We start from the raw sequence: 18,863 nt of genomic DNA on the forward strand, positions 1-18,863 counted from the left end.
GACCTGCGGCGCTGTCCTGTACGTTCGTCCAATGTGGACGATCCTCCAGCCCACCCGGGTCACCCTGGGCCGTCCCCGCCCCGGAATCACCCCCACGATTCATTCGCAGCACCCGCAGCACCAGCCGCACCGTCACGAAGGGCCCCGTCCATGCGCGTCCGCGACCTGCTCGCCCCCGGCGCACCCCGGCTGCGCCTGCTCGCCGGCGAGGACGAACTCGACCGGCAGGTCACCGGCGTGATGACCACCGACCTGCAGGACCCCGGCCGGTTCCTGCACGGCGGCGAACTCGTCCTCACCGGCATGCTGTGGCGCACCGCCCCCGCCGACTCCGCGCGCTTCGTGCGCACCCTGGTGGCCGGCGGCGCCGCCGCGCTCGGCGCCGGCGAGGTGGAGGTCGGGCCCGTCCCCGCCGACCTGGTCGAGGCCTGCCGCCGGCACCGGCTGCCGCTGCTCGCCGTCCCCGACGACATCGCCTTCGGCACCGTCACCGAGTACGTCGGCCGGCACGTCTCCGCCGGCCGGGCCGCCGACCTCGCCGCCCTCGTCGACCGGCACCGGCTGCTGGTCTCCGCCGCCGACACGGGCGGCCTCGACGCCGTCCTCGACCTGCTCGGCGGCGACCTCGACCTCGACTGCTGGGTACTCACCCCCACCGGCCACGTCATCGCCGGACCCGCCGACCGCCTCACCCCCGCCGACCGCGACCGCCTCGCCCGCGCCCACCTCGCCGCCCAGCAGCGCGGCCACCACCCCCCGCACCGGGTCCGACTCGCCGACTGCACCTACTCGCTGCTGCCCGCCGCCGAACCTGCCACCGCCACCGTGCTCGCCGACTGGATCCTCGCCGTAGCCGGCGACCTCGCCGAATGGCCCGCCAAACGCCGCCAGCTCGCCGAGAACCTGTGCCGCCTGGTCGCCACCGAACGCACCCGCCGCGACGAGAGCCGCCGACTGCGCCGCCGGCTCGCCGACGAACTCCTCGACCTGCTGAGGCACGGCGCCGCCCCCGCCGAGACCGCCCGCGCCCTGCGCGCCTCCACCACCGACGGCGCGGGCCACCCGCAGTGGCTGGTGCTGTCCGCCGACGCCACCGGACTGCCCGACGGCGCGCTGCGCCCGGTCCTCGAAGAGGCACTGCCCGGTACGGCCCTGGTCGCCGCCGTCGGCCGCAGCGGCGCCGTCGCCGTGCTGCCCGCCCCGAACGCCCCCGACGCCGCCGTCCCCGCCGACGCGGTGCGCGCGCTGCTGGCCCCGCTGGAGGCCGGGCTCGACGCCGACGGGCGGATCACCGTCGGCGTGTGCGCCCCCGCCGCCGAGTCCGACGGCCTGCGCGGCGCCCTGGAGGAGTCCCGGCACGCCCGCCGGATCGCCGCCTCCCGCCCCGGCCGGATCCGGGTCGCCGGCGCCGAGGAACTCGCCTCGCACGTCCTGCTGCTGGCCGCCGTCCCCGCCGAGGTCCGGCGCGCCTTCCGGGCCCGGCTGCTCGACCCCGTCACCGCCTACGACCAGGAACACCAGGCCGACCTGCTGCACACCCTGGCCGCGTTCCTGCGCTCCGACGGCTCCTGGACGCGCTGCGCCGCCCAGCTGCACGTGCACGTCAACACGCTGCGCTACCGGATCGGCCGGATCGAGGAACTCACCGGCCGCGACCTGTCCCGGCTGGAGGACCGGGTCGACTTCTACCTGGCGCTGGAACTCGCCTGATCGATCGTCAGGCGGCGCTCCGGCGCCGGCCCCGCGGGCGGCGCGGGTACGGGAACAGCCGGGGCCTGCGCTTCGCCGCCAGGTCCTCGACCCAGCCGAGGGCCATCACCAGCAGGGCGAGCAGCGGGATCGCCACCAGCAGGCTGAACCACTGGCTGGTCAGCAGCCACCTGAGGTGCTCGTAGAAGTAGTCGACGTTCCACAGCGGGTCGATCAGCGGGAAGGCCAGCACCAGTGCCGGCACGTGCCACAGGTAGACGGTGACGGCCCGCGAGTTGAGCAGGCTCACCAGGCCGTTCCAGCGCTCCAGCCGCGCGGGCCACTGCTCCCAGGACGGGCTGATGTGCAGCAGCAGCGCGACGAAGCCGAAGGACCACAGGGCCTGGGCGATCGGCCAGAGCTCGATGTCGGCGGGCTGGCTCGGATCGACCGGCCGGGTCTGCAGGTACCAGAAGCCCGCCACCATGATCAGCGGTGCGATCGACGGCAGCACGTACTGCGGGATCCGCCGCAGCAGGCCCTCCTGGTGGGCCATGCCGAGGATCCAGCAGGAGCCGAACATCGCGAAGTCGTTGACGGTCTCCCAGACCCGGCCCCAGACGACGTCCTGGCCGGCGAAGAACGCGTTCATGACGATCACCAGCGCCAGCGGGGCGAACAGCGTCACCACCGGGAAGCGGCGCAGCGCCTTCAGCATCAGCGGCGACAGCAGCACGTACCAGAGGTAGGCCCGCAGGTACCACAGCGGCACCACCAGCTGGGAGGCCCAGCCGGTCTCGAGGTGCCCGCCGAAGCCGTGCAGCTCGGCCGCGTACGGGGGAGTGCTCAGCGGCAGCACCCAGAACGCCAGCTTCGCCCACCACCAGGTGGGGTGGCCGTCGGAGTCCGGGCCGCCGCCGTCGAGGACCTGCAGGGTGACCACGACGGCGCCGAACAGCCACATCGGCGGCAGCAGGCGGCGCAGCCGGCCGCGGATCACGCTCAGCGCGGGGCGGCTCAGCGAACGCGTCATCAGCGAGCCGGCCAGGGCGAACATCACGCCCATCGACGGGAACACCAGCGGCAGCCAGAACCACTCGAAGTGGTGGTAGAGCACCACGCGGACCAGCGCCATCGCGCGCAGCAGGTCGAGGTAGCGGTCGCGGCCGGCCTTGCGCACGGACGCGACGAGCGTGTCCGGGGCGGTGTCGGGGGCCTCGTCCCGGCGCAGCTGCGGGGGGATCCGCAGCCGGATGGTGTCGCTCATGGTCAGGCCTCCACGGGGACAGCGACCTCGCCGGTGCGCCGGAGCTTGTGCCAGCGCAGCCGGCCACCGGTGAGCGCGGTGATCGTGGACTGCAGCAGGACGATGTACATCAGCTGCCGGTAGACCACCTGCTGCAGCGGCAGGCTGATCAGGTGCCAGGGCTTCTCGTGGTCGAGCCGGAAGGCGTACCAGGACAGCAGGCCCTGGAGCGCGATGAACCCGCCCCAGCTGGCCAGCGTGATCGGCGCGTCCGTGAACAGCACGCCGTACAGCAGGAACAGGTCCACCAGCGGCGCCAGCAGCGGGGCGACCACGCCGAACAGCACCACCATCGGCAGGCCGATCCGGCCGAAGCGGCCGGCCGGGCCGCGGGAGATCACGGCGCGGCGGTGCTTCCACATCGCCTGCATCGAGCCGTAGCTCCAGCGGTAGCGCTGCGACCAGAGCTGCTGGAGGCTCGCGGGCGCCTCGGTCCAGGCGCGGGCGCGCTCGGCGTAGACGACCCGCCAGCCGGCGCAGAGCACCGCGATGGTGATGTCGGTGTCCTCGGCGAGGGTGTCGTCGCTCATCCCGCCGACCTGCCGCAGCGCCTCCTTGCGGAACGCGCCGACCGCGCCGGGAATGGTCGGGATGACGTTCAGCACGTCGTACATCCGGCGGTCCAGGTTGTGGCCGAGGACGTACTCGATGTGCTGCCAGGCGCCGATCAGGCTGTCCCGGTTGCCGACCTTCGCGTTGCCCGCGATCGCGCCGACCTTCGGATCGGCGAACGGCTGGACCAGCTCGCGCACCGTGGACGGCTCGAAGACGGTGTCGCCGTCCATCATCACCACGAGGTCGTACGAGGCGGCCGCGATACCGGCGTTGAGGGCGCTGGGCTTGCCGCCGTTGACCTTGCGGATCAGCCGGACGAACGGCAGGTTCATCTCCTCGACGATGTCCGCGGTGCCGTCCGTGGAGCCGTCGTCGATCACGATCACTTCGATCGGATAGTCGCTGGCGGCCAGCGAGTTCAGGGTGTTGGCGATGCACTCGAGCTCGTTGTACGCCGGGACGAGCACGGTGACCGGCTCGGTGACCGGCGGCCCCCAGGCGTCCTTGCGCTTGGAGCGGCGGGCGTGCACCGGGGCGAGGACGATCATCAGCGCGAACCGGCCGAAGTTCAGGAAGCCGACCAGCGCCAGCAGCCCGACCAGCACCGGCAGGGTGTACACGGCGACCTGGGTCGCCCAGATGAAGCCCTTGCCCGCCCACAGCTGGAAGCCGTGCACCGGCACCATCGCGTTGGACGCGCCGAGCGCGTCGGAGATGGTGGTGAAGCGGTAGCCCTCGCCCTGGAGCTTGACGATGATCTGCTCCAGCGCGGCGACCGTCTCGGTGCGGTCACCACCCGCGTCGTGCAGCAGGATCAGCTCGCCCGCGCCGGGCGTGGCCGGCATCGCGGCCTTCACGATCTCGTCGACGCCCGGGCGCTTCCAGTCGTCGGTGTCGCGGTCGATGAACGCCGTCAGGTAGCCGTGCGCGCCCACGTACTGGATGACCGGGTAGTTCCAGTCGTCCAGCGCGTTCGCCTCCGAGGAGTACGGCGGCCGGAACAGCGAACTGTGCACGCCCGCGACACCGGCCAGCGCCAGCTGGGTCTGCGCCAGCTCCCAGCCGATCCGGGTGTGCGACTGGTACACCAGGTCGGGGTGGGTGAAGGTGTGCAGGCCGATTTCGTGGCCGCCCGCGACGATCTGCCGGATCAGGTCCGGGTTGCGGGTGGTCATCGCGCCGGTCACGAAGAAGTCCGCGCGGACGTCGTGCGCCTTCAGCACGTCCAGGATCTTCGGCGTCCACTCCGGCGAGGGGCCGTCGTCGAAGCTCAGCACCACCGTCTTGTCGGGGATGCGGTAGCTGACCGGGTTCGCCTTCTTGTCGCCGCGCGTGTCGATCACCGGGCCGCCCTTGAGCAGGTTCTCCGGCACGGTGTCCTTGTCCACCGAGGTCGCGATCCGGGTGTCGTGGAACACCTCGTTGGTGGCGAGCCCGCGCAGCACCAGCAGCGCCAGCAGGCACGCCAGCAGGGACAGCGGCATGACGAAGCGCAGCGGCGGCGCGGCCAGTCGGCGCGGCCTCAGCAGGGAATGCCGGCGGCGCTGGTGGCGGGACAAAGGGCGCTCCTGGAGGTGCGGTGGTGCGAACGATCAGGGGTGCTTGGTCGCCCGGCCCGAAGGCGTCCCCCCGGCGGGGGGCTTCGAGGTGCCGGCCGAGTTCCCCGCCTTGGGCGGCGAGGTGGAGCGGGAGGGTGCTCCGGACGCCGGCGCCGAGGCCGAGGGCGACGGGCCGGCCGACGGTGACGCCGAGGGCGCCGCGGCCGCCGGCGCGGGCTGCGCGGGGATCTCCATCGGCGGGGCGTCCGCCTGCACGCCGATCAGACTGCCGCCCATCGCGACCGCCAGCACCGCGCCCACCACCGAGACCGGCCAGCCGAGACCGCGCAGCAATCGCCCGCGCAGGCCCGACTCGTCGACGAACACCGGTTCGGGCAGCGCCTCTTCGGGCAGCGGCTCGTCGACATCCGGGCCCGGGGCGCCGGGCGGTGCCGGGTACGCCGATCCGGGCTCGGAGGACGTCATGACAGGGCGCACCGTGCGAGGCCTTTCAGGGCAGGGAGGGCGAAGACCGCGGGAGCGTGACTCGAACGCTAGTGCACCGACCTGGGTCGACCTGCGACGAATTGGGCCTGATGTCCACTTTCAACACGTTCCCGATCATGGTTGTGACCGGATCGAGACCCCTACCGGCGCGTACATGTTTAACCCGTGCACAGACCGTTCGACCTCGGCGGATGCGGGCCGTCCCGGCGGCGGAGCGGCCTGTGAGCCCCCGTTAGGATGACCGCCTCCGACCGGTCGTCGATTTCCCGCGCAGAGGGGCGTGTCCCAACTACCGCCGCTGCGCCCCAAGGAGCCCGTGTGCGAGCCCGTGTACGCAAGTCCAGCCGCCTGCCCCGCCGTCGCGCGTGGAGCGTGATCGCGCTGCCGACCCTGCTGTGCACGCTCGCCGCGTGCAACGGCGACCCGGCCGCCGGTGGGGATTCCGCCGCGAAGGGCCGGTCCGCCAGCGCCTCGCCGACGCCGTCCGGGCCGCCGGGAACGATGTTCGACACCTTCCACTACACCGGGCCCGACGACCCGCAGTTGGCCGCGCACGGCTGGCAGGTCCGGGACGGCGGCGGCGGCCCCGGCATCAAGGACACCTGGTCCGCCTCCGGCGCCGCCTTCCCCGAGGACCCGACCGCCAAGGGCGGCCGGGCGCTGCAACTGCGCTCGACCACCGACGGCACCAAGCAAGGCACCAAGCAGGTCGAGGTGCAGAGCACCGCCACCAACCTGTTCCACGGCACCTTCGCGGCCCGGATCAACTTCGGTGAGAAGCCCTCCACCGGCCGCACCGGCGACCACGTCGTGCAGACCTTCTTCCCGATCTCACCCGCCGACGACTCGGCGAACTACAGCGAACTCGACTTCGAGTACCTGCCGAACGGCGGCTGGGGCGCGCCCGGCCCGAAGCTCGACACCACCAGCTGGTTCAAGGCCGACCCGCCGGACCGCGTCACCAAGGCCGCCAAGCAGCGCCTCGAGGGCTGGCACACCATGATGATCACCGCCATGGACGGGAAGGTCACCTACTTTCTGGACGGCAAGGAGATGTTCACCAGCTCCGACAAGTACGTCGCGCGCGAGAAGATGGACATCCACTTCAGCAACTGGTTCATCGACCTGCTGCCCTCGATCAGCGGCCAGCGCAGCTGGGACATGAAGGTCAACTGGTTCTACTACAAGGCCGACCAGGCGCTCTCCGCGGCGGACGTCGAGCAGACCGTGGACGGCTTCTACGGCGCCGGCACCCAGTACGTCAACACCCTGCCGAAGAACTGACGTTGGGCATACGAAGGGCCCGGCCGCCGGCCGGGCCCTTCGGTGTGCGGTGGGTCAGTGCTGCGCGGGGATGATCGTGGTCAGCCAGGTGAAGATGCCCGGGACCAGCGGCTTCCAGACGTCGCTGCTGTGCGCGCCCGTGGTCTCCTGGATGGTCACCGTGGTCGGGGCCTTGGCGGCCGCCTTCAGCGCCTCGCCGCCCTCCAGGCCGTCGCCCTTGTTGCCGGTGACGTACAGCGCGGTCTTCGGCGGGGTCTTCGCGGACTTCAGGATGTTCAGCGGGTTGGAGATCTCCTTCAGGTGCGGGTCCTTCGCGGTCAGCGACTTGTCCTCCGCGCCCGGGTCGTTGTAGCCGGAGAGGCTGATGCCCGCGCGGTAGCGGTCCGGGTGCTCCAGCGACAGCTTGGTCGCGCAGTGCGCGCCCGCCGAGTAACCGGCCACCGCCCAGCGGTCGGAGGAGGGGTCGGCCCGGAAGTTGTCCAGCACCATCTGCGGGACGTCCTTGGACAGCCAGGTGTCGGCGTTGACCTTGCCCGGGACGTCCGCGCAGCCGGTGTCGGTGCTGTCGCCCAGCAGGTTGGTGCGCGGCGAGATCAGGATGAACGGGGCGACCTGCCCGCTCTGCATCATCGGCTTCAGCTGCTCGGAGACCCGCAGGGTGCCGAACCAGGTCTTCGAGGAGCCCGGCCAGCCCGGCAGCAGCTCGACCACGGGGAAGGTCTTGTCCTTGTACGCCGGGTCGTTGTACTGCGGCGGCAGCCAGACCAGCACCTCGCCGTCGACGCCGGAGACCGCGCCCTTCAGGTCCGTGGTCTGCACGTCGTTCGGCACCTTCGGGTCACCGACCGGCTTGAACTGCTGGATCACCTTGGTGTGTTGCTTGTTGTCGCTGCTCCCGCTGCCGCCGCCCTCACTGGCAGCCACGTTCGGCACCGAGCGCACGTGGCTGCCGGTGCCCAGCAGGTCGTCCCAACTGCCGTAGATCAGGTTGGCGTTGTTGACCATGACGAAGACGGTGAGTACGGCGGTGATCTGGCAGAACAGCAGCATCACGATCCGGGACAGCGCCTGGACCGGCTTCGGTCCGCGCACCCGGCCCCAGAGCAGCAGGGCCGCCGCAAGGGAGATCGGCACCAGGATGATCGTCAGAATAAGAAAAGGGGTGCCTGTTAGCTGCATCAGGTCTCTCGAATCGGGTCGTCCGGCCGTCCGGGGCACGGTCCCCCGGTTCGCACATCACACTTGTCAGACTGCGTCAAACACACGATCAGTTGCTGGCAACACCCGCAGAAACCTGAGAGGAACATCACGTTTTCGTGAGAATCCGCTGTGCGTTCGCGGCCTAGTCTGCCAGCTCGTTCCGACCCCTCCAGCACCAGCCCGCACGTTTTACCGAAACCAGGAGCATTCATTCCGTGACCAGTGCCAACGGCCCCGCCCGCCCCGCCCTGCCCAGCCTGCTGGGCCTCGGCCCGCGCGCCGAACGCCGCCGCCGCACCCTGCCCGCCGGAGTGCTGCGGCTGCCCACCATCGGCGTGGACATCGGCGGCACCAAGGTGGTCGCCGGAGTGGTCGACGGCGAGGGCCGGGTCCTGGAGCGGCTGCGCACCGAGACGCCCGACAAGAGCAAGAGCCCCAAGGTGGTCGAGGACGTCATCGTCGACCTGGTCCTGCAGCTCGCCGACAAGCACGACGTGCACGCCGTCGGCGTCGGCGCGGCCGGCTGGGTCGACTCCGAACGCTCCACCGTGCTGTTCGCCCCCCACCTGAACTGGCGCAACGAACCCCTCCAGCAGGCGCTCAGCTCCCGGCTGCGGTTCCCCGTGGTGGTCGAGAACGACGCCAACGCCGCCGCCTGGGCCGAGTGGCGCTTCGGCGCCGGCCGCGGCGAGGACCACATGGTGATGATCACCCTCGGCACCGGCATCGGCGGCGCACAGGTCCGCGACGGCTTCGTCGACCGGGGCAAGCACGGCATGGCCGGCGAGTTCGGCCACATGCAGGTGGTGCCCGGCGGACACCGCTGCCCCTGCGGCAACCGCGGCTGCTGGGAGCAGTACTCCTCCGGCAACGCGCTGGTCCGCGAGGCCCGCGAACTCGCCGCCGAGGAATCCCCGGTGGTCCAGCCCCTGCTCGCCCGGGCCGGCGGCAGCCCGCTCGGCATCACCGGACCGCTCGTCACCGAGGCCGCACGCGAAGGCGACCCGGTCGCCACCGAACTGCTCTACGAGGTCGGCCGCTGGCTCGGCGTCGGCATCGCCAATCTGGCCGCCGCGCTCGACCCCGGCCGCTTCGTCATCGGCGGCGGCGTCAGCGAAGCCGGCGACCTCCTCCTCGGCCCCGCCCAGGACGCCTTCCGCCGCACCCTCACCGGCCGCGGCTTCCGCCCCGAGGCGGAAATCGTCCACGCCGCCCTCGGCAACGAGGCCGGCCTGGTCGGCGCCGCCGACCTGGCCCGCCAGGTCGCCCGCCGCTTCCGCACCGTCAAGCGCCGCCGGGTGGAACGCGCCACCCGCTGACGCGGGGCCGGCCCGGTGGGGCGTGAGGGGCTGGGGGTGGCCCGGCCCTGCCTGCCCCCGCCGGGCCGGGTCACTCGTTGCTGAGGAGGACGGCGTAGACGATCGTGCTGCCTTCGATGCTCACCTCGGTGCAGAGGTCACGGCGGTCGAGCAGGTAGCCGTTCGGCTCGCACGGCTGCCGGGGCCGGAGCCGGTCGGCGGCCTCCGCGGTCGGCACGCCGGGTGGGCCCGACAAGTGGAGCGTGCGCCAGCAGAGGGCGCCGTGGCCGTTGCCGCAGCCTTCGCCGGTGTCGAGGACGGTGTAGCCGGGCGGCGGCTCCGGCACGGCCCTCGCGGGCGGGAGCGTCGCCTCGTGGAAGGCCAGCAGCGCCGCCAGCGGGGTCGTGGTGAGGACGAGGGCCAGCTGGAGGTAGAAGGCGATGCCCACCGCGCGGGGCCAGCCGGCCGGACGCCCGGTGCGCGGGCCGGCGATCCGCCGGTCCAGCCGCAGGCCGATCAGGACGGCCAGTTCGGCGAGCGGCGTGTAGAGCAGGTAGAGCTCGGCCCCGCTCCGCAGACGCAGCAGGTCGAACGCCACCGCGAGTACCAGCGCCAGCCAGAGCGTTAACGCGGCGGCGACGGGTACCCGGAGCGGCGTGGGACGGGCGCGCAGCAGCCAGTGGACGAGCGGTAGCAGCGCGAACAACACCCCGACGACGGCCCATATCACGATTCCCACGACCCGAAACCCCTCCCAGCGGTGGACGGCGACAGCCCGGGAAGTGGGACGCCCGGGCAGTGATCGCCGGTTCCAGCGCGAAGGGCTCTGCCGGCCGCTGCCGGGCGCCGGCGCGGGCTACGACCCGGTGGCGCTGAGGTGGCGACAGCGGGCTTGTGGTGTGCGGCAGTTGGCCGAACGTGCCGTTGTCGGGGGCGTGCTGGGTGTGGGAGAACGGGAGACCGTCGCCGTCCCAGGGAGATCGTATGAGAACCCTCGCCCGTCTCGTCCCCGCACTCGCACTCGTCACCGGACTGCTCTGCACCGCCGCGCCCGCCCAGGCCGACCCGTCCGCCGCCGTCACCGGGAAGCAACCCGAGGCGGTGGGCTGGGGCGGGGCGGTCACCAGTGTGGACGCCGACGCCACCGCCGCCGGGCTGGAGGTGCTGCGGCGCGGGGGGAACGCGGTGGATGCCGCCGTGGCCACCGCGGCCGCGCTCGGGGTGACCGAGCCGTACTCGGCGGGCATCGGCGGCGGCGGGTACTTCGTGTACTACGACGCTCGGACCGGGAAGGTCTCCACGCTGGACGGGCGGGAGACCGCGTCCCGGACGGCCGACAGTTCGCTGTTCCTGGAGAACGGGAAGCCGCTGGCCTTCGCCGACGCCGTCACCAGCGGCCTGTCCGTCGGCGTGCCCGGCACCGCCGCCACCTGGGAGCAGGCGCTGCGCCGCTGGGGCAGCCGGGATCTCGCCGAGGTGCTGAAACCGGCCGAGCGGATCGCCGATCGTGGGTTTACCGTCGACCAGACCTTCCAGGACCAGACCGCCCTCAACCAGGCCCGGTTCCAGGACTTCCCGGCCAGCCGCGCGCTGTTCCTGCCGAACGGGAAGCTGCCCGTCGTCGGCTCCACCCTGCGCAACCACGATCTCGCCGCGACCTACCGGGAGTTGGGACGCGGCGGCACCGCCGCCCTGTACCGCGGCCCGATCGGCGCCGACATCGTCCGCACCCTCCAGCACCCGCCCGTCGACCCCGCCTCCGGCCGCAACGCCCGCCCCGGCAAGGTCGACACCGCCGACCTGGCGGCCTACCAGGTCCGTCAGCAGGACCCGACGCACGTCAACTACCGGGGCCTGGACGTGTACGGCATCGCGCCGTCCTCCTCCGGCGGGACCACCGTCGGTGAGGCGCTGAACATCCTCGGAGCGAGCAGCCTCGCGGACCCCGTCCAGTACGACCACCGCTTCCTGGAGGCCAGCCGGATCGCGTTCGCCGACCGCAACCGCTGGGTCGGCGACCCGAACTTCGTCCAGGTGCCGACCCGCCAGCTGCTCGATCCGGCCTACGCCGCCTCCCGGGCCTGCCTGATCAACCCCCAGCACGCGCTCACCAGCCCGCTCGCCCCCGGCGACCCGTACCACCCCGCGGCCTGCGCGAGCAGCGGACAGCCGGTCGCCGAACCGTACGAGGGCCAGAGCACCACCCACCTGACCGTCGCCGACCGGTGGGGCAACGTCGTCGCCTACACGCTGACCATCGAACAGACCGGCGGCAGCGGCATCGCCGTGCCCGGCCGGGGCTTCCTGCTCAACAACGAACTGACCGACTTCAACTTCACCCCGCTCACGCCCGGCATTCCCGACCCCAACCTGCCCGGCCCCGCCAAGCGCCCGCGCTCCTCGATCTCCCCGACCATCGTGCTCAAGGACGGCAAGCCGTACCTGGCGGTCGGCTCGCCCGGCGGCGCCACCATCATCACCACCGTGCTGCAGGTCCTCACCGGGCGGATCGACCGCGGCCTGACGCTGGAACAGGCCATCGCCGCACCCCGGGCCAGCCAGCGCAACACCGCCGCCACCCAGGCCGAACCGGCCTTCCTCGCCTCGCCCGAGGCAGCGAAACTCCAGGCCATGGGCCACGTCTTCAGCGCCACCCCCGAGATCGGCGCCGCCACCGGCATCGAGCGCCTCCCCGACGGCCGCTGGCTGGCCGCCGCCGAACCCGTCCGCCGTGGCGGCGGCTCGGCCGCCGTGGTGCACCCCTCGCGTTAGCTCCGCGACGGCCGGCCGATCTGACGGGGTGTCGGGTCGGCCGGCCGATCCGGGCAATCCGATGGACGCGAACTTCCTTGTACGCCACGATCGTTCGGTGATCACCCCGAGGCGCTTCGTCCACATCCTGACCGCCCCGCTGCTCGTCGCGGCCCTGGCGGCCTGCACCAGCAGCACGCCTGCGCCATCCCCGGCGCCCGCCGGCTCCGTGTCCTCCGCCTCCCCGTCGGAGACCGTCTCCGTCGCCGAGGCCCGCGAGAAGTTGCGGCAACTCAACCGCCTGGGCGGGCCGGAGGGTTCCACGTACCCGCCCTCCAACGGAATCCTCGATCTGGACCGCACGGCGACCGCCATCCTCGGCCCGGGGGCGGAGCCGGACACGAAGGCCACGACGAAGAACCGGCTCACCCAGGACGGCTTCCTCGCGGCACTCCACCAATCCTGGACCGCCCCCGACGGGACCGCGGCCGACATCCTGGTGCTGCGCTTCTCCGCCGATGCGGGCGCCGAGAGCCTGGCAGGGAGTCTGGCCCAGGGAATGAAGACGACCTACCCCGACACCGTCTTCACCGACCCCGTCGACCTGGCCACCGGCGCCGTCGTAAGCGACCTCGACGGCCGGGACAAGGCATCCGTCCTCGAGGTCGCCCCCCATGGCGACGCCGTTGTCCTTGTGAGCTACTTCACCCCTGCCACCCCGGACAGGAAAGCCGCCGCAATCCTGCTCCACAACCAGTTCAAGCTGCTGCCCACCCCCGGAACGCCCTGGTAGGTCCGGCCCCGGCCGATCTGACGGGGTGTCGGGTCGGCCGGCCGATCCGGGCAATCCGATGGACGCGAACTTCCCTGCCCGCCATGATCGTTCGGTTATTACCCCGAGACGCTTCGTCCACCTCCTGGCCGCCCCGCTGCTCGTCACGGCCCTGGCGGCCTGCACCAGCAGCACGCCTGCGGCATCCCCGACGCCCGTCAGTTCGGCGCCCGTCGCTTCGCCGTCCGGGACCATCTCGGCTGCCGAGGCCGGCGAGAAGTTGATGCACTATCGCCCGGCCGGGCCGGAGGGGTCCCACCTCCTCGTGTCCGCGGTCCTTGACCTGGACGGCACGGTGGACACCATTTTCGGTTCGGCGGCGCCGGATGCGAAGGCCGAGGTGAAGAGCCAGTTCACCCAGCGCGGCTTCGTGGTGGCGATGCGCCACGCCTGGACCGCCCCCGACGGGACCCAGTCCTTCACCGTGCTGATGCGCTTCTCCGATGACGCGGGCGCCGAAGGCATGGCGAGCCGCCTGGCCGAAGGCCTGAAGAGTACCTACCCCGACACCGTCTTCACCGACCCCGGCGACCTGTCCACCGGCGCCGTCGTCAACATCGACGACCACGGCAAGGCGCTCGTCGAACTGGTCGCCCCCCATGGCGACGTCGTCGTCTTCATGAACTACCTGACCCCCGCTGCCCCCGACAAGAAGACGGCCCTGGTCCGGTTCCACTCCCACCTCACGATGCTGCCCACCCCCGGACTGCCCTGGCAGTAGGGCCTGTCCGGCCGGGCGCTGTCGGTGGCGGGCGGTATGTTCGGACGGGGTGCCCGGCCTGTCGTCGGGTGCGCTGTCCGTCCGTACCGCCGAGGGAAGGCCGCCGTGACCGTCCGCATCGCCACCTGGAACATCAACTCCGTCACCGCCCGGCTGCCCAAGCTGCTGGAGTGGCTGGAGTCCGCCAAGCCGGACGTGCTGTGCCTCCAGGAGCTCAAGTGCACCACCGAGGCGTTCCCCGCCGAGGCGATCGGCGAGCTCGGTTACGAGAGCGCCGCGCACGGCACCGGCCGGTGGAACGGCGTCGCCGTGCTGTCCCGGATCGGCCTGGAGGACGTCGTCCGTGACCTGCCCGGCCAGCCCGGCTACCTCGCCGAGGACGCCATGCTCCCGGTGGTCGAGCCGCGCGCCGTCGGTGCGACCTGCGGCCCCGTCCGGGTCTGGTCGGTGTACGTGCCCAACGGCCGCGAGGTCGACCACGCGCACTACCGCTACAAGCTGGAGTGGCTGGCCGCGCTGCGCGACGCCGTCCGCGAGGACGCGGCGGGGGAGCGCCCGTTCGCCGTTCTCGGCGACTACAACATCGCCCCCACCGACGCGGACGTCTTCGACATCGCCGCCTTCGAGGGCGCCACCCACGTCACCGCCCCCGAGCGCGCCGCGCTGACGGCCCTCCAGGAGATCGGCCTCCAGGACGTCGTCCCCCGCCCGCTCAAGTACGACCACCCCTACACCTACTGGGACTACCGCCAGCTGGCCTTCCCGAAGAACCGCGGCATGCGGATCGACCTCACCTACGCCAACAAGCCGTTCGCGGACGCGGTTTCGGACAGCTACGTCGACCGCGAGGCCCGCAAGGGCAAGGGGACGTCGGACCACGCGCCGGTGGTCGTCGACCTGGACCTCTGAGCGCCGGTCAGAAGAACGAGGTGACGGCCGACAGGATGACGCTGCCCAGCAGCGGATTGGCGTTGACGTAGTCCAGTTCTGCCCAGGTGTACAGGGCGACGGCGAGCACGTGCAGCCGGTCGGGCTCCGCCGGCGCCCGGCCGTCGGAGCGGGCCACCGTCCGGCCGTCTTCCAGGAGTTCGGCGCGGATCACCCCCCGGCGGACGAAGCGCAGGGTCCGGTCGCCGGTGCGGAACTCCACGAAGCGGCCGGAGCGCAGCAGGTGGCGGCCGCGGGCGCGGATGTGCAGTTCGGCGCCGTCGAAGGTGCCGGCGACGCCGCGGCGCGCCAGTTTGGCGACGTGGAAGCCGGGCTGCCCGAACCCGGGCAGCTCGGCCAGCGGGCGGCCGTCGAGTTCCACCCGCCAGCGCTCGGTCTGGTCGCTGTACAGCCTCGAAGGCGTCCGGTGCAGCGTCAGTTCGCCGAGCGGCGTGCTGGCTGACGCCCCATCGGGCCGCATCTTCGTGAACTCCACCGCTTCGTCCCCTGTTCGTGAAACCCCAGGTCAAGGCTAGTGGGTGGAGATTCCTGCGTCAGTATTCTCTGAGTGTATAGACGTGGAGTACACCTCCGGCGTACTCTTTCGATCATGAGCGTTCCACTCACCCTGCTCGGGCTGCTCGAACGCGAGCCCAGCCACGGCTACGACCTCAAACGCGACTACGACGCCTTCTTCGGGCGCGGCAAACCGCTCCCCTTCGGCCAGGTGTACGCGACCCTCGGACGGCTCGCCCGGGACGGGAAGGTCGTCGTCGGGGAGCCCGAGGCCGGCGACGGGCCCGACCGCAAGCGCTACGTCATCACCGAGACCGGCGCCACCGAGTTCGAGGACTGGCTGCGCGAGCCCGTCGCCGCCGAACCCCACCTGCAGACCGTGCTGTTCAGCAAGGTCGTGCTCGCCCTGATGCTCGGCCGCGACGCCGAGCACTACCTCGACACCCAGCGCGCCGCCCACCTGCGGCGGATGCGCGAACTCACCGAGATCAAGCGCTCCGGCAGCCTGGTCGACGCACTCCTCGCCGACCACGGACTGTTCCACCTGGAGTCCGACCTGCGCTGGATCGACCTGACCGCCGCCCGACTCGACGCCCTTGCCGCAGAGGTGGCCAAGCAATGACCGACCCCCTGATCCACGCCCACGACGTCACCCTCGCCTTCGGCGAGACCCCCGCCCTGCGCGGCGCCGAACTCGCCGTCGAGGCAGGAGAGATCCTCGCCATCATGGGCCCCAGCGGCTCCGGCAAATCCACCCTGCTGCACTGCCTGGCCGGCATCCTCACCCCCGACAGCGGCGAGATCCGGTTCGACGGCCGCCGGATCGACAACCTCGGCGAACAGGAACGCAGCGCCCTGCGCCGCGACAGCTTCGGATTCGTCTTCCAATTCGGCCAGCTGGTACCGGAGTTGACCGCCGAGGAGAACGTCGCCCTGCCGCTGCTGCTCGGCGGGCAGCGCCGCAACGCCGCCCTCCAGCGGGCCCGCAGCTGGTTCCCGAAGCTCGGCCTGGACGGCCTGGAGGCCCGCCGCTCCGGCGAACTGTCCGGCGGTCAGGCCCAGCGTGTCGCCCTCGCCCGCGGACTGGTCGCCGAACCGCGCGTCCTGTTCGCCGACGAACCCACCGGCGCGCTCGACTCCCTGACCGGCGAACAGGTGATGGACCTGTTGGTCGGCTGCGCCCGCGAACAGGGCACCACCGTCGTCCTGGTCACCCACGAGGCCCGGATCGCCGCCTACGCCGACCGCGAGGCGATCGTCCGCGACGGCCGTGCCACCTCGCTGAGCGGACGGCTGACCTCATGATCCGGTTCGACATGGTACGGCTCGGACTACGACTGGCCGTCAGCGGCGGCCGCGAAGCGCTCGTCCGCCTCGCCATCACCGCGGGCGCCGTCGCCATCGGCGTGGGCCTGCTGTTCACCACGCTCGCCGCGATCAACGGCGTGCACTCCCAGAACGCGCGCAACGCCTGGCTCAACACGCCGTTCGTCAAGCAGCTCCCCGCGAATCGGGAGGTTGCGGGGAGTTCCGGCGACGGCGGGGGCGGGACGGCGAATGCCTCCGGCGGTGCGACGGGGGCGGGTTCGGGAACCGCCGGTGCGGCGGCAGGGGCCAACGGGCAGGCGAGCAGCTCGGGTGTTGATCCGATGTGGTGGTCGACCCGGCGGGACACCGTGCAGGGCAAGGAGATCGGGCGGATCGACGTCGCGCTCACCGGGCCGCGGGCGGCGCTCTCGCCCGGGGTGCCGCGGATGCCCGGGCCCGGTGAGTACTACCTGTCGCCCGCGCTGGCGCGGATGGTCGACGAGATGCCGCCCGCGCAGCTGGGGGACCGGTTCCCCGGGCACCGGATCGGGATTCTCGGGGACGAGGCGCTGCCCGCGCCCGACAGCCTGCTGGCGGTGGTCGGCCGGGCCCCGCAGGAGATGAAGGGGCTGAGCGAGGCCGCGCTGGTGAACAAGGTCGCCACCACCAGGCCCGACCATTGCGCGGACTGTGTGGTGGGCATCAAGTCCGACGGTGTGGACCTGATCCTCACGGTGGTGAGCGGTGGGCTGGTCTTCCCGGTGCTGATCCTGATCGGCACCTCCACCCGCCTGAACGCCGCCCGCCGCGAGCAGCGCTTCGCCGCGATGCGGCTGGTCGGGGCGACCCCCCGTCAGGTGTCCGTGGTGTCGGCGGTGGAGGCGGCGGTCGCCGCCGCGGCGGGGGTGGTGCTCGGCTTCCTGCCGTTCCTGGCGATCCGCGGACCGGTCGCGAACACGGCGCTGACCGGCGCCAAGTTCTTCCCCTCCGACATCTCGCTGACGCCGCTGCAGATCGCCGGTGTCGCCCTGGGCGTCCCGCTGGCCGCCGCCGTCGCCGCGCGGATCGCGCTGCGCCGGGTGCAGATCTCCCCACTCGGGGTGACCCGCCGGGTGACGCCGAAACCGCCCCGGGCCTGGCGGGTGATCCCGCTGGTGGCCGGGCTCGCGGAGCTGGTCGGGTTCCTGATCTGGCACCCCGGGACGGTGCCCGGGCAGATCAAGGGCTATCTGTCCTCGTTCCTGCTGATCGCGATCGGCCTGGTGCTGTCCGGCCCGTGGCTGACCATGAAGGGCGCCGCCCTCATCGCTCGCCGCACCCAGCGGCCGGCCACCCTGATCGCGGTGCGCCGGCTGGCCGACAACCCGACCGCCGGGTTCCGGGCCGTCAGCGGACTGGTGCTGGCGCTGCTGGTGATGACCGCGACGCTCGGCGTCATTTCGACGATGACCGACGAGCGCGGCCGCCCCGCCGGCGGCCCGCAGTTCAACAACGTGCTGGTGAACGAGCTGAGCCAGGGCTACAGCAGCGACTACAAGCCGGTCTCGATGGGCAAACCCGCCCCGCCCGAACTGATCGAGCGGCTGCACGCCGTCCCCGGCGTGCGGAACGTGCTGCTCGGGCACCCGGCCGACAAGGTCGTGGAGGTGCAGACCGCCGACGGCCCGGTCACCGCCCGGCAGGTCGTGGTCTGCGCCGACCTGGACCCGTTCAAGATGTACGGCCACTGTGCGCCCGGCGCGCAGACCGCCTACGTGCCGACCTCCTGGTACGGCTGGAGCGACCAGCGCACCAGCGAGTGGCCCACTGCCCCGTTCACGCCCGAACAGCTCGCCGGGACGGGCGTGCTGAACGTGGTCGTGGAGACCGACGGCTCGACCGCCGCCGTTGAACAGACCCGCACCATGGTGGACGCCGCCTACCCGGCGACCCGGCAGGCGATGACGCTGAGCGAGGCGCGGTACCTCGCCGGGGCCGAACTGCGCGGCTACCAGCAGCTGGCCGACGTGGTGATCCTGGCGACCTTCCCGATCGCCGGCTGCAGCCTGGCGGTCAGCGTGGCCGGCGGCCTGAGCGAGCGCAAGCGCCCGTTCAGCCTGCTGCGCCTGACCGGCGTGTCGCTGGGCACGCTGCGCCGGGTGGTGGCGATGGAGTCGGTGGTGCCGCTGCTGGTGATGGCGGCGGTGGCGATCGGCGTCGGACTGCTCGCCGCCGACCTGTTCCTGCGCTCACAGCTGCAGTACTCGCTGCACGCGCTCGGCGCCGGCTACTACCTGGCGGTGATCGGCGGCCTGACCGCCGCGCTGGCGATCATCGGCGCGACCATGCCGCTGCTGCGCCGGATCACCGGTCCGGAGACCGCCCGCAACGAGTAGGGCTGATCCCAAGGGGCCGTTCGGGCACAGACCCGAACGGCCCCCGAGGTGTCGCC

16 protein-coding genes are annotated in these 18,863 nt (G+C 72.1%); 10 read left to right on the forward strand and 6 right to left on the reverse strand.

What is annotated here, in order from left to right; all coding sequences use genetic code 11:
• Positions 1-150: 150 nt before the first annotated feature.
• Complete coding sequence (locus tag ACFYST_RS04390) at positions 151-1,710, forward strand: PucR family transcriptional regulator (RefSeq protein WP_387859754.1); 1,560 nt, start codon at positions 151-153, stop codon at positions 1,708-1,710.
• A gap of 7 nt (positions 1,711-1,717) precedes the next feature.
• Here ACFYST_RS04390 and ACFYST_RS04395 read toward each other — a convergent pair whose 3' ends face one another.
• From ACFYST_RS04395 to ACFYST_RS04405, 3 genes are all read right to left on the reverse strand, one after another.
• Positions 1,718-2,956 carry an acyltransferase gene (locus ACFYST_RS04395; RefSeq protein ID WP_387859757.1) on the reverse strand — a complete coding sequence of 413 codons (1,239 nt, stop codon included), beginning with the start codon at positions 2,954-2,956 and terminating at the stop codon, positions 1,718-1,720.
• A gap of 2 nt (positions 2,957-2,958) precedes the next feature.
• Positions 2,959-5,046: a bifunctional polysaccharide deacetylase/glycosyltransferase family 2 protein gene (locus ACFYST_RS04400; RefSeq protein WP_387860089.1), complete on the reverse strand. Its 2,088-nt coding sequence runs from the start codon at positions 5,044-5,046 to the stop codon at positions 2,959-2,961.
• A gap of 96 nt (positions 5,047-5,142) precedes the next feature.
• Positions 5,143-5,574: a hypothetical protein gene (locus ACFYST_RS04405; RefSeq protein ID WP_387634472.1), complete on the reverse strand. Its 432-nt coding sequence runs from the start codon at positions 5,572-5,574 to the stop codon at positions 5,143-5,145.
• A gap of 339 nt (positions 5,575-5,913) precedes the next feature.
• Here ACFYST_RS04405 and ACFYST_RS04410 point away from each other — a divergent pair, with 339 nt between their 5' ends.
• Entirely contained in the window at positions 5,914-6,879 is a 966-nt protein-coding gene (locus tag ACFYST_RS04410) for a glycoside hydrolase family 16 protein (protein ID WP_387859758.1), read from the forward strand.
• A 54-nt stretch (positions 6,880-6,933) separates the two neighbouring features.
• Here ACFYST_RS04410 and ACFYST_RS04415 read toward each other — a convergent pair whose 3' ends face one another.
• Positions 6,934-8,013 carry an alpha/beta hydrolase gene (locus ACFYST_RS04415; protein WP_387859759.1) on the reverse strand — a complete coding sequence of 360 codons (1,080 nt, stop codon included), beginning with the start codon at positions 8,011-8,013 and terminating at the stop codon, positions 6,934-6,936.
• 323 nt (positions 8,014-8,336) lie between these two features.
• On the opposite strand from ACFYST_RS04415, the gene ACFYST_RS04420 reads away from it, so the two are divergent.
• Positions 8,337-9,398, forward strand: coding sequence for an ROK family glucokinase (locus tag ACFYST_RS04420; protein ID WP_387636799.1), 1,062 nt, complete (start codon positions 8,337-8,339; stop codon positions 9,396-9,398).
• Between the two features lie 70 nt (positions 9,399-9,468).
• On the opposite strand, the gene ACFYST_RS04425 is transcribed toward ACFYST_RS04420, so the two are convergent.
• Positions 9,469-10,116: a hypothetical protein gene (locus ACFYST_RS04425; protein ID WP_387859761.1), complete on the reverse strand. Its 648-nt coding sequence runs from the start codon at positions 10,114-10,116 to the stop codon at positions 9,469-9,471.
• Positions 10,117-10,361: 245 nt separating this feature from the next.
• Between ACFYST_RS04425 and ggt the strand changes: the two genes are divergently transcribed.
• The 4 genes from ggt (at position 10,362) to ACFYST_RS04445 (ending at position 14,590) form a co-directional block, all read left to right on the forward strand.
• On the forward strand, positions 10,362-12,149 hold the full coding sequence (ggt, locus tag ACFYST_RS04430; protein WP_387859763.1) for a gamma-glutamyltransferase: 1,788 nt from the start codon (positions 10,362-10,364) through the stop codon (positions 12,147-12,149).
• A gap of 97 nt (positions 12,150-12,246) precedes the next feature.
• Positions 12,247-12,921: a hypothetical protein gene (locus ACFYST_RS04435; protein WP_387634456.1), complete on the forward strand. Its 675-nt coding sequence runs from the start codon at positions 12,247-12,249 to the stop codon at positions 12,919-12,921.
• Positions 12,922-13,225: 304 nt separating this feature from the next.
• Positions 13,226-13,681 carry a hypothetical protein gene (locus ACFYST_RS04440; protein WP_387859765.1) on the forward strand — a complete coding sequence of 152 codons (456 nt, stop codon included), beginning with the start codon at positions 13,226-13,228 and terminating at the stop codon, positions 13,679-13,681.
• Positions 13,682-13,786: 105 nt separating this feature from the next.
• A complete protein-coding gene (locus ACFYST_RS04445; RefSeq protein WP_387634451.1) occupies positions 13,787-14,590 on the forward strand; it encodes an exodeoxyribonuclease III in 804 nt (267 codons plus the stop codon).
• Positions 14,591-14,597: 7 nt separating this feature from the next.
• Here ACFYST_RS04445 and ACFYST_RS04450 read toward each other — a convergent pair whose 3' ends face one another.
• Positions 14,598-15,104: a hypothetical protein gene (locus ACFYST_RS04450; protein ID WP_387859767.1), complete on the reverse strand. Its 507-nt coding sequence runs from the start codon at positions 15,102-15,104 to the stop codon at positions 14,598-14,600.
• A gap of 114 nt (positions 15,105-15,218) precedes the next feature.
• Here ACFYST_RS04450 and ACFYST_RS04455 point away from each other — a divergent pair, with 114 nt between their 5' ends.
• From ACFYST_RS04455 to ACFYST_RS04465, 3 genes are read left to right on the forward strand one after another with little or no spacing between them, the layout of a single operon-like run.
• Complete coding sequence (locus ACFYST_RS04455; RefSeq protein ID WP_387634446.1) at positions 15,219-15,746, forward strand: PadR family transcriptional regulator; 528 nt, start codon at positions 15,219-15,221, stop codon at positions 15,744-15,746.
• Positions 15,743-16,429 (forward strand): ABC transporter ATP-binding protein, encoded by a 687-nt coding sequence (locus ACFYST_RS04460; protein WP_387859769.1) that lies wholly within the window; start codon positions 15,743-15,745, stop codon positions 16,427-16,429. Before ACFYST_RS04455 ends, ACFYST_RS04460 begins: the two co-directional genes overlap by 4 nt.
• Positions 16,426-18,807, forward strand: coding sequence for an FtsX-like permease family protein (locus tag ACFYST_RS04465; RefSeq protein WP_387859771.1), 2,382 nt, complete (start codon positions 16,426-16,428; stop codon positions 18,805-18,807). Before ACFYST_RS04460 ends, ACFYST_RS04465 begins: the two co-directional genes overlap by 4 nt.
• Positions 18,808-18,863 lie beyond the last annotated feature (56 nt).

Origin of the sequence: Kitasatospora sp. NPDC004614 (assembly GCF_042873675.1) — a bacterium.
Classification (GTDB): Bacteria; Actinomycetota; Actinomycetes; order Streptomycetales; family Streptomycetaceae; genus Kitasatospora.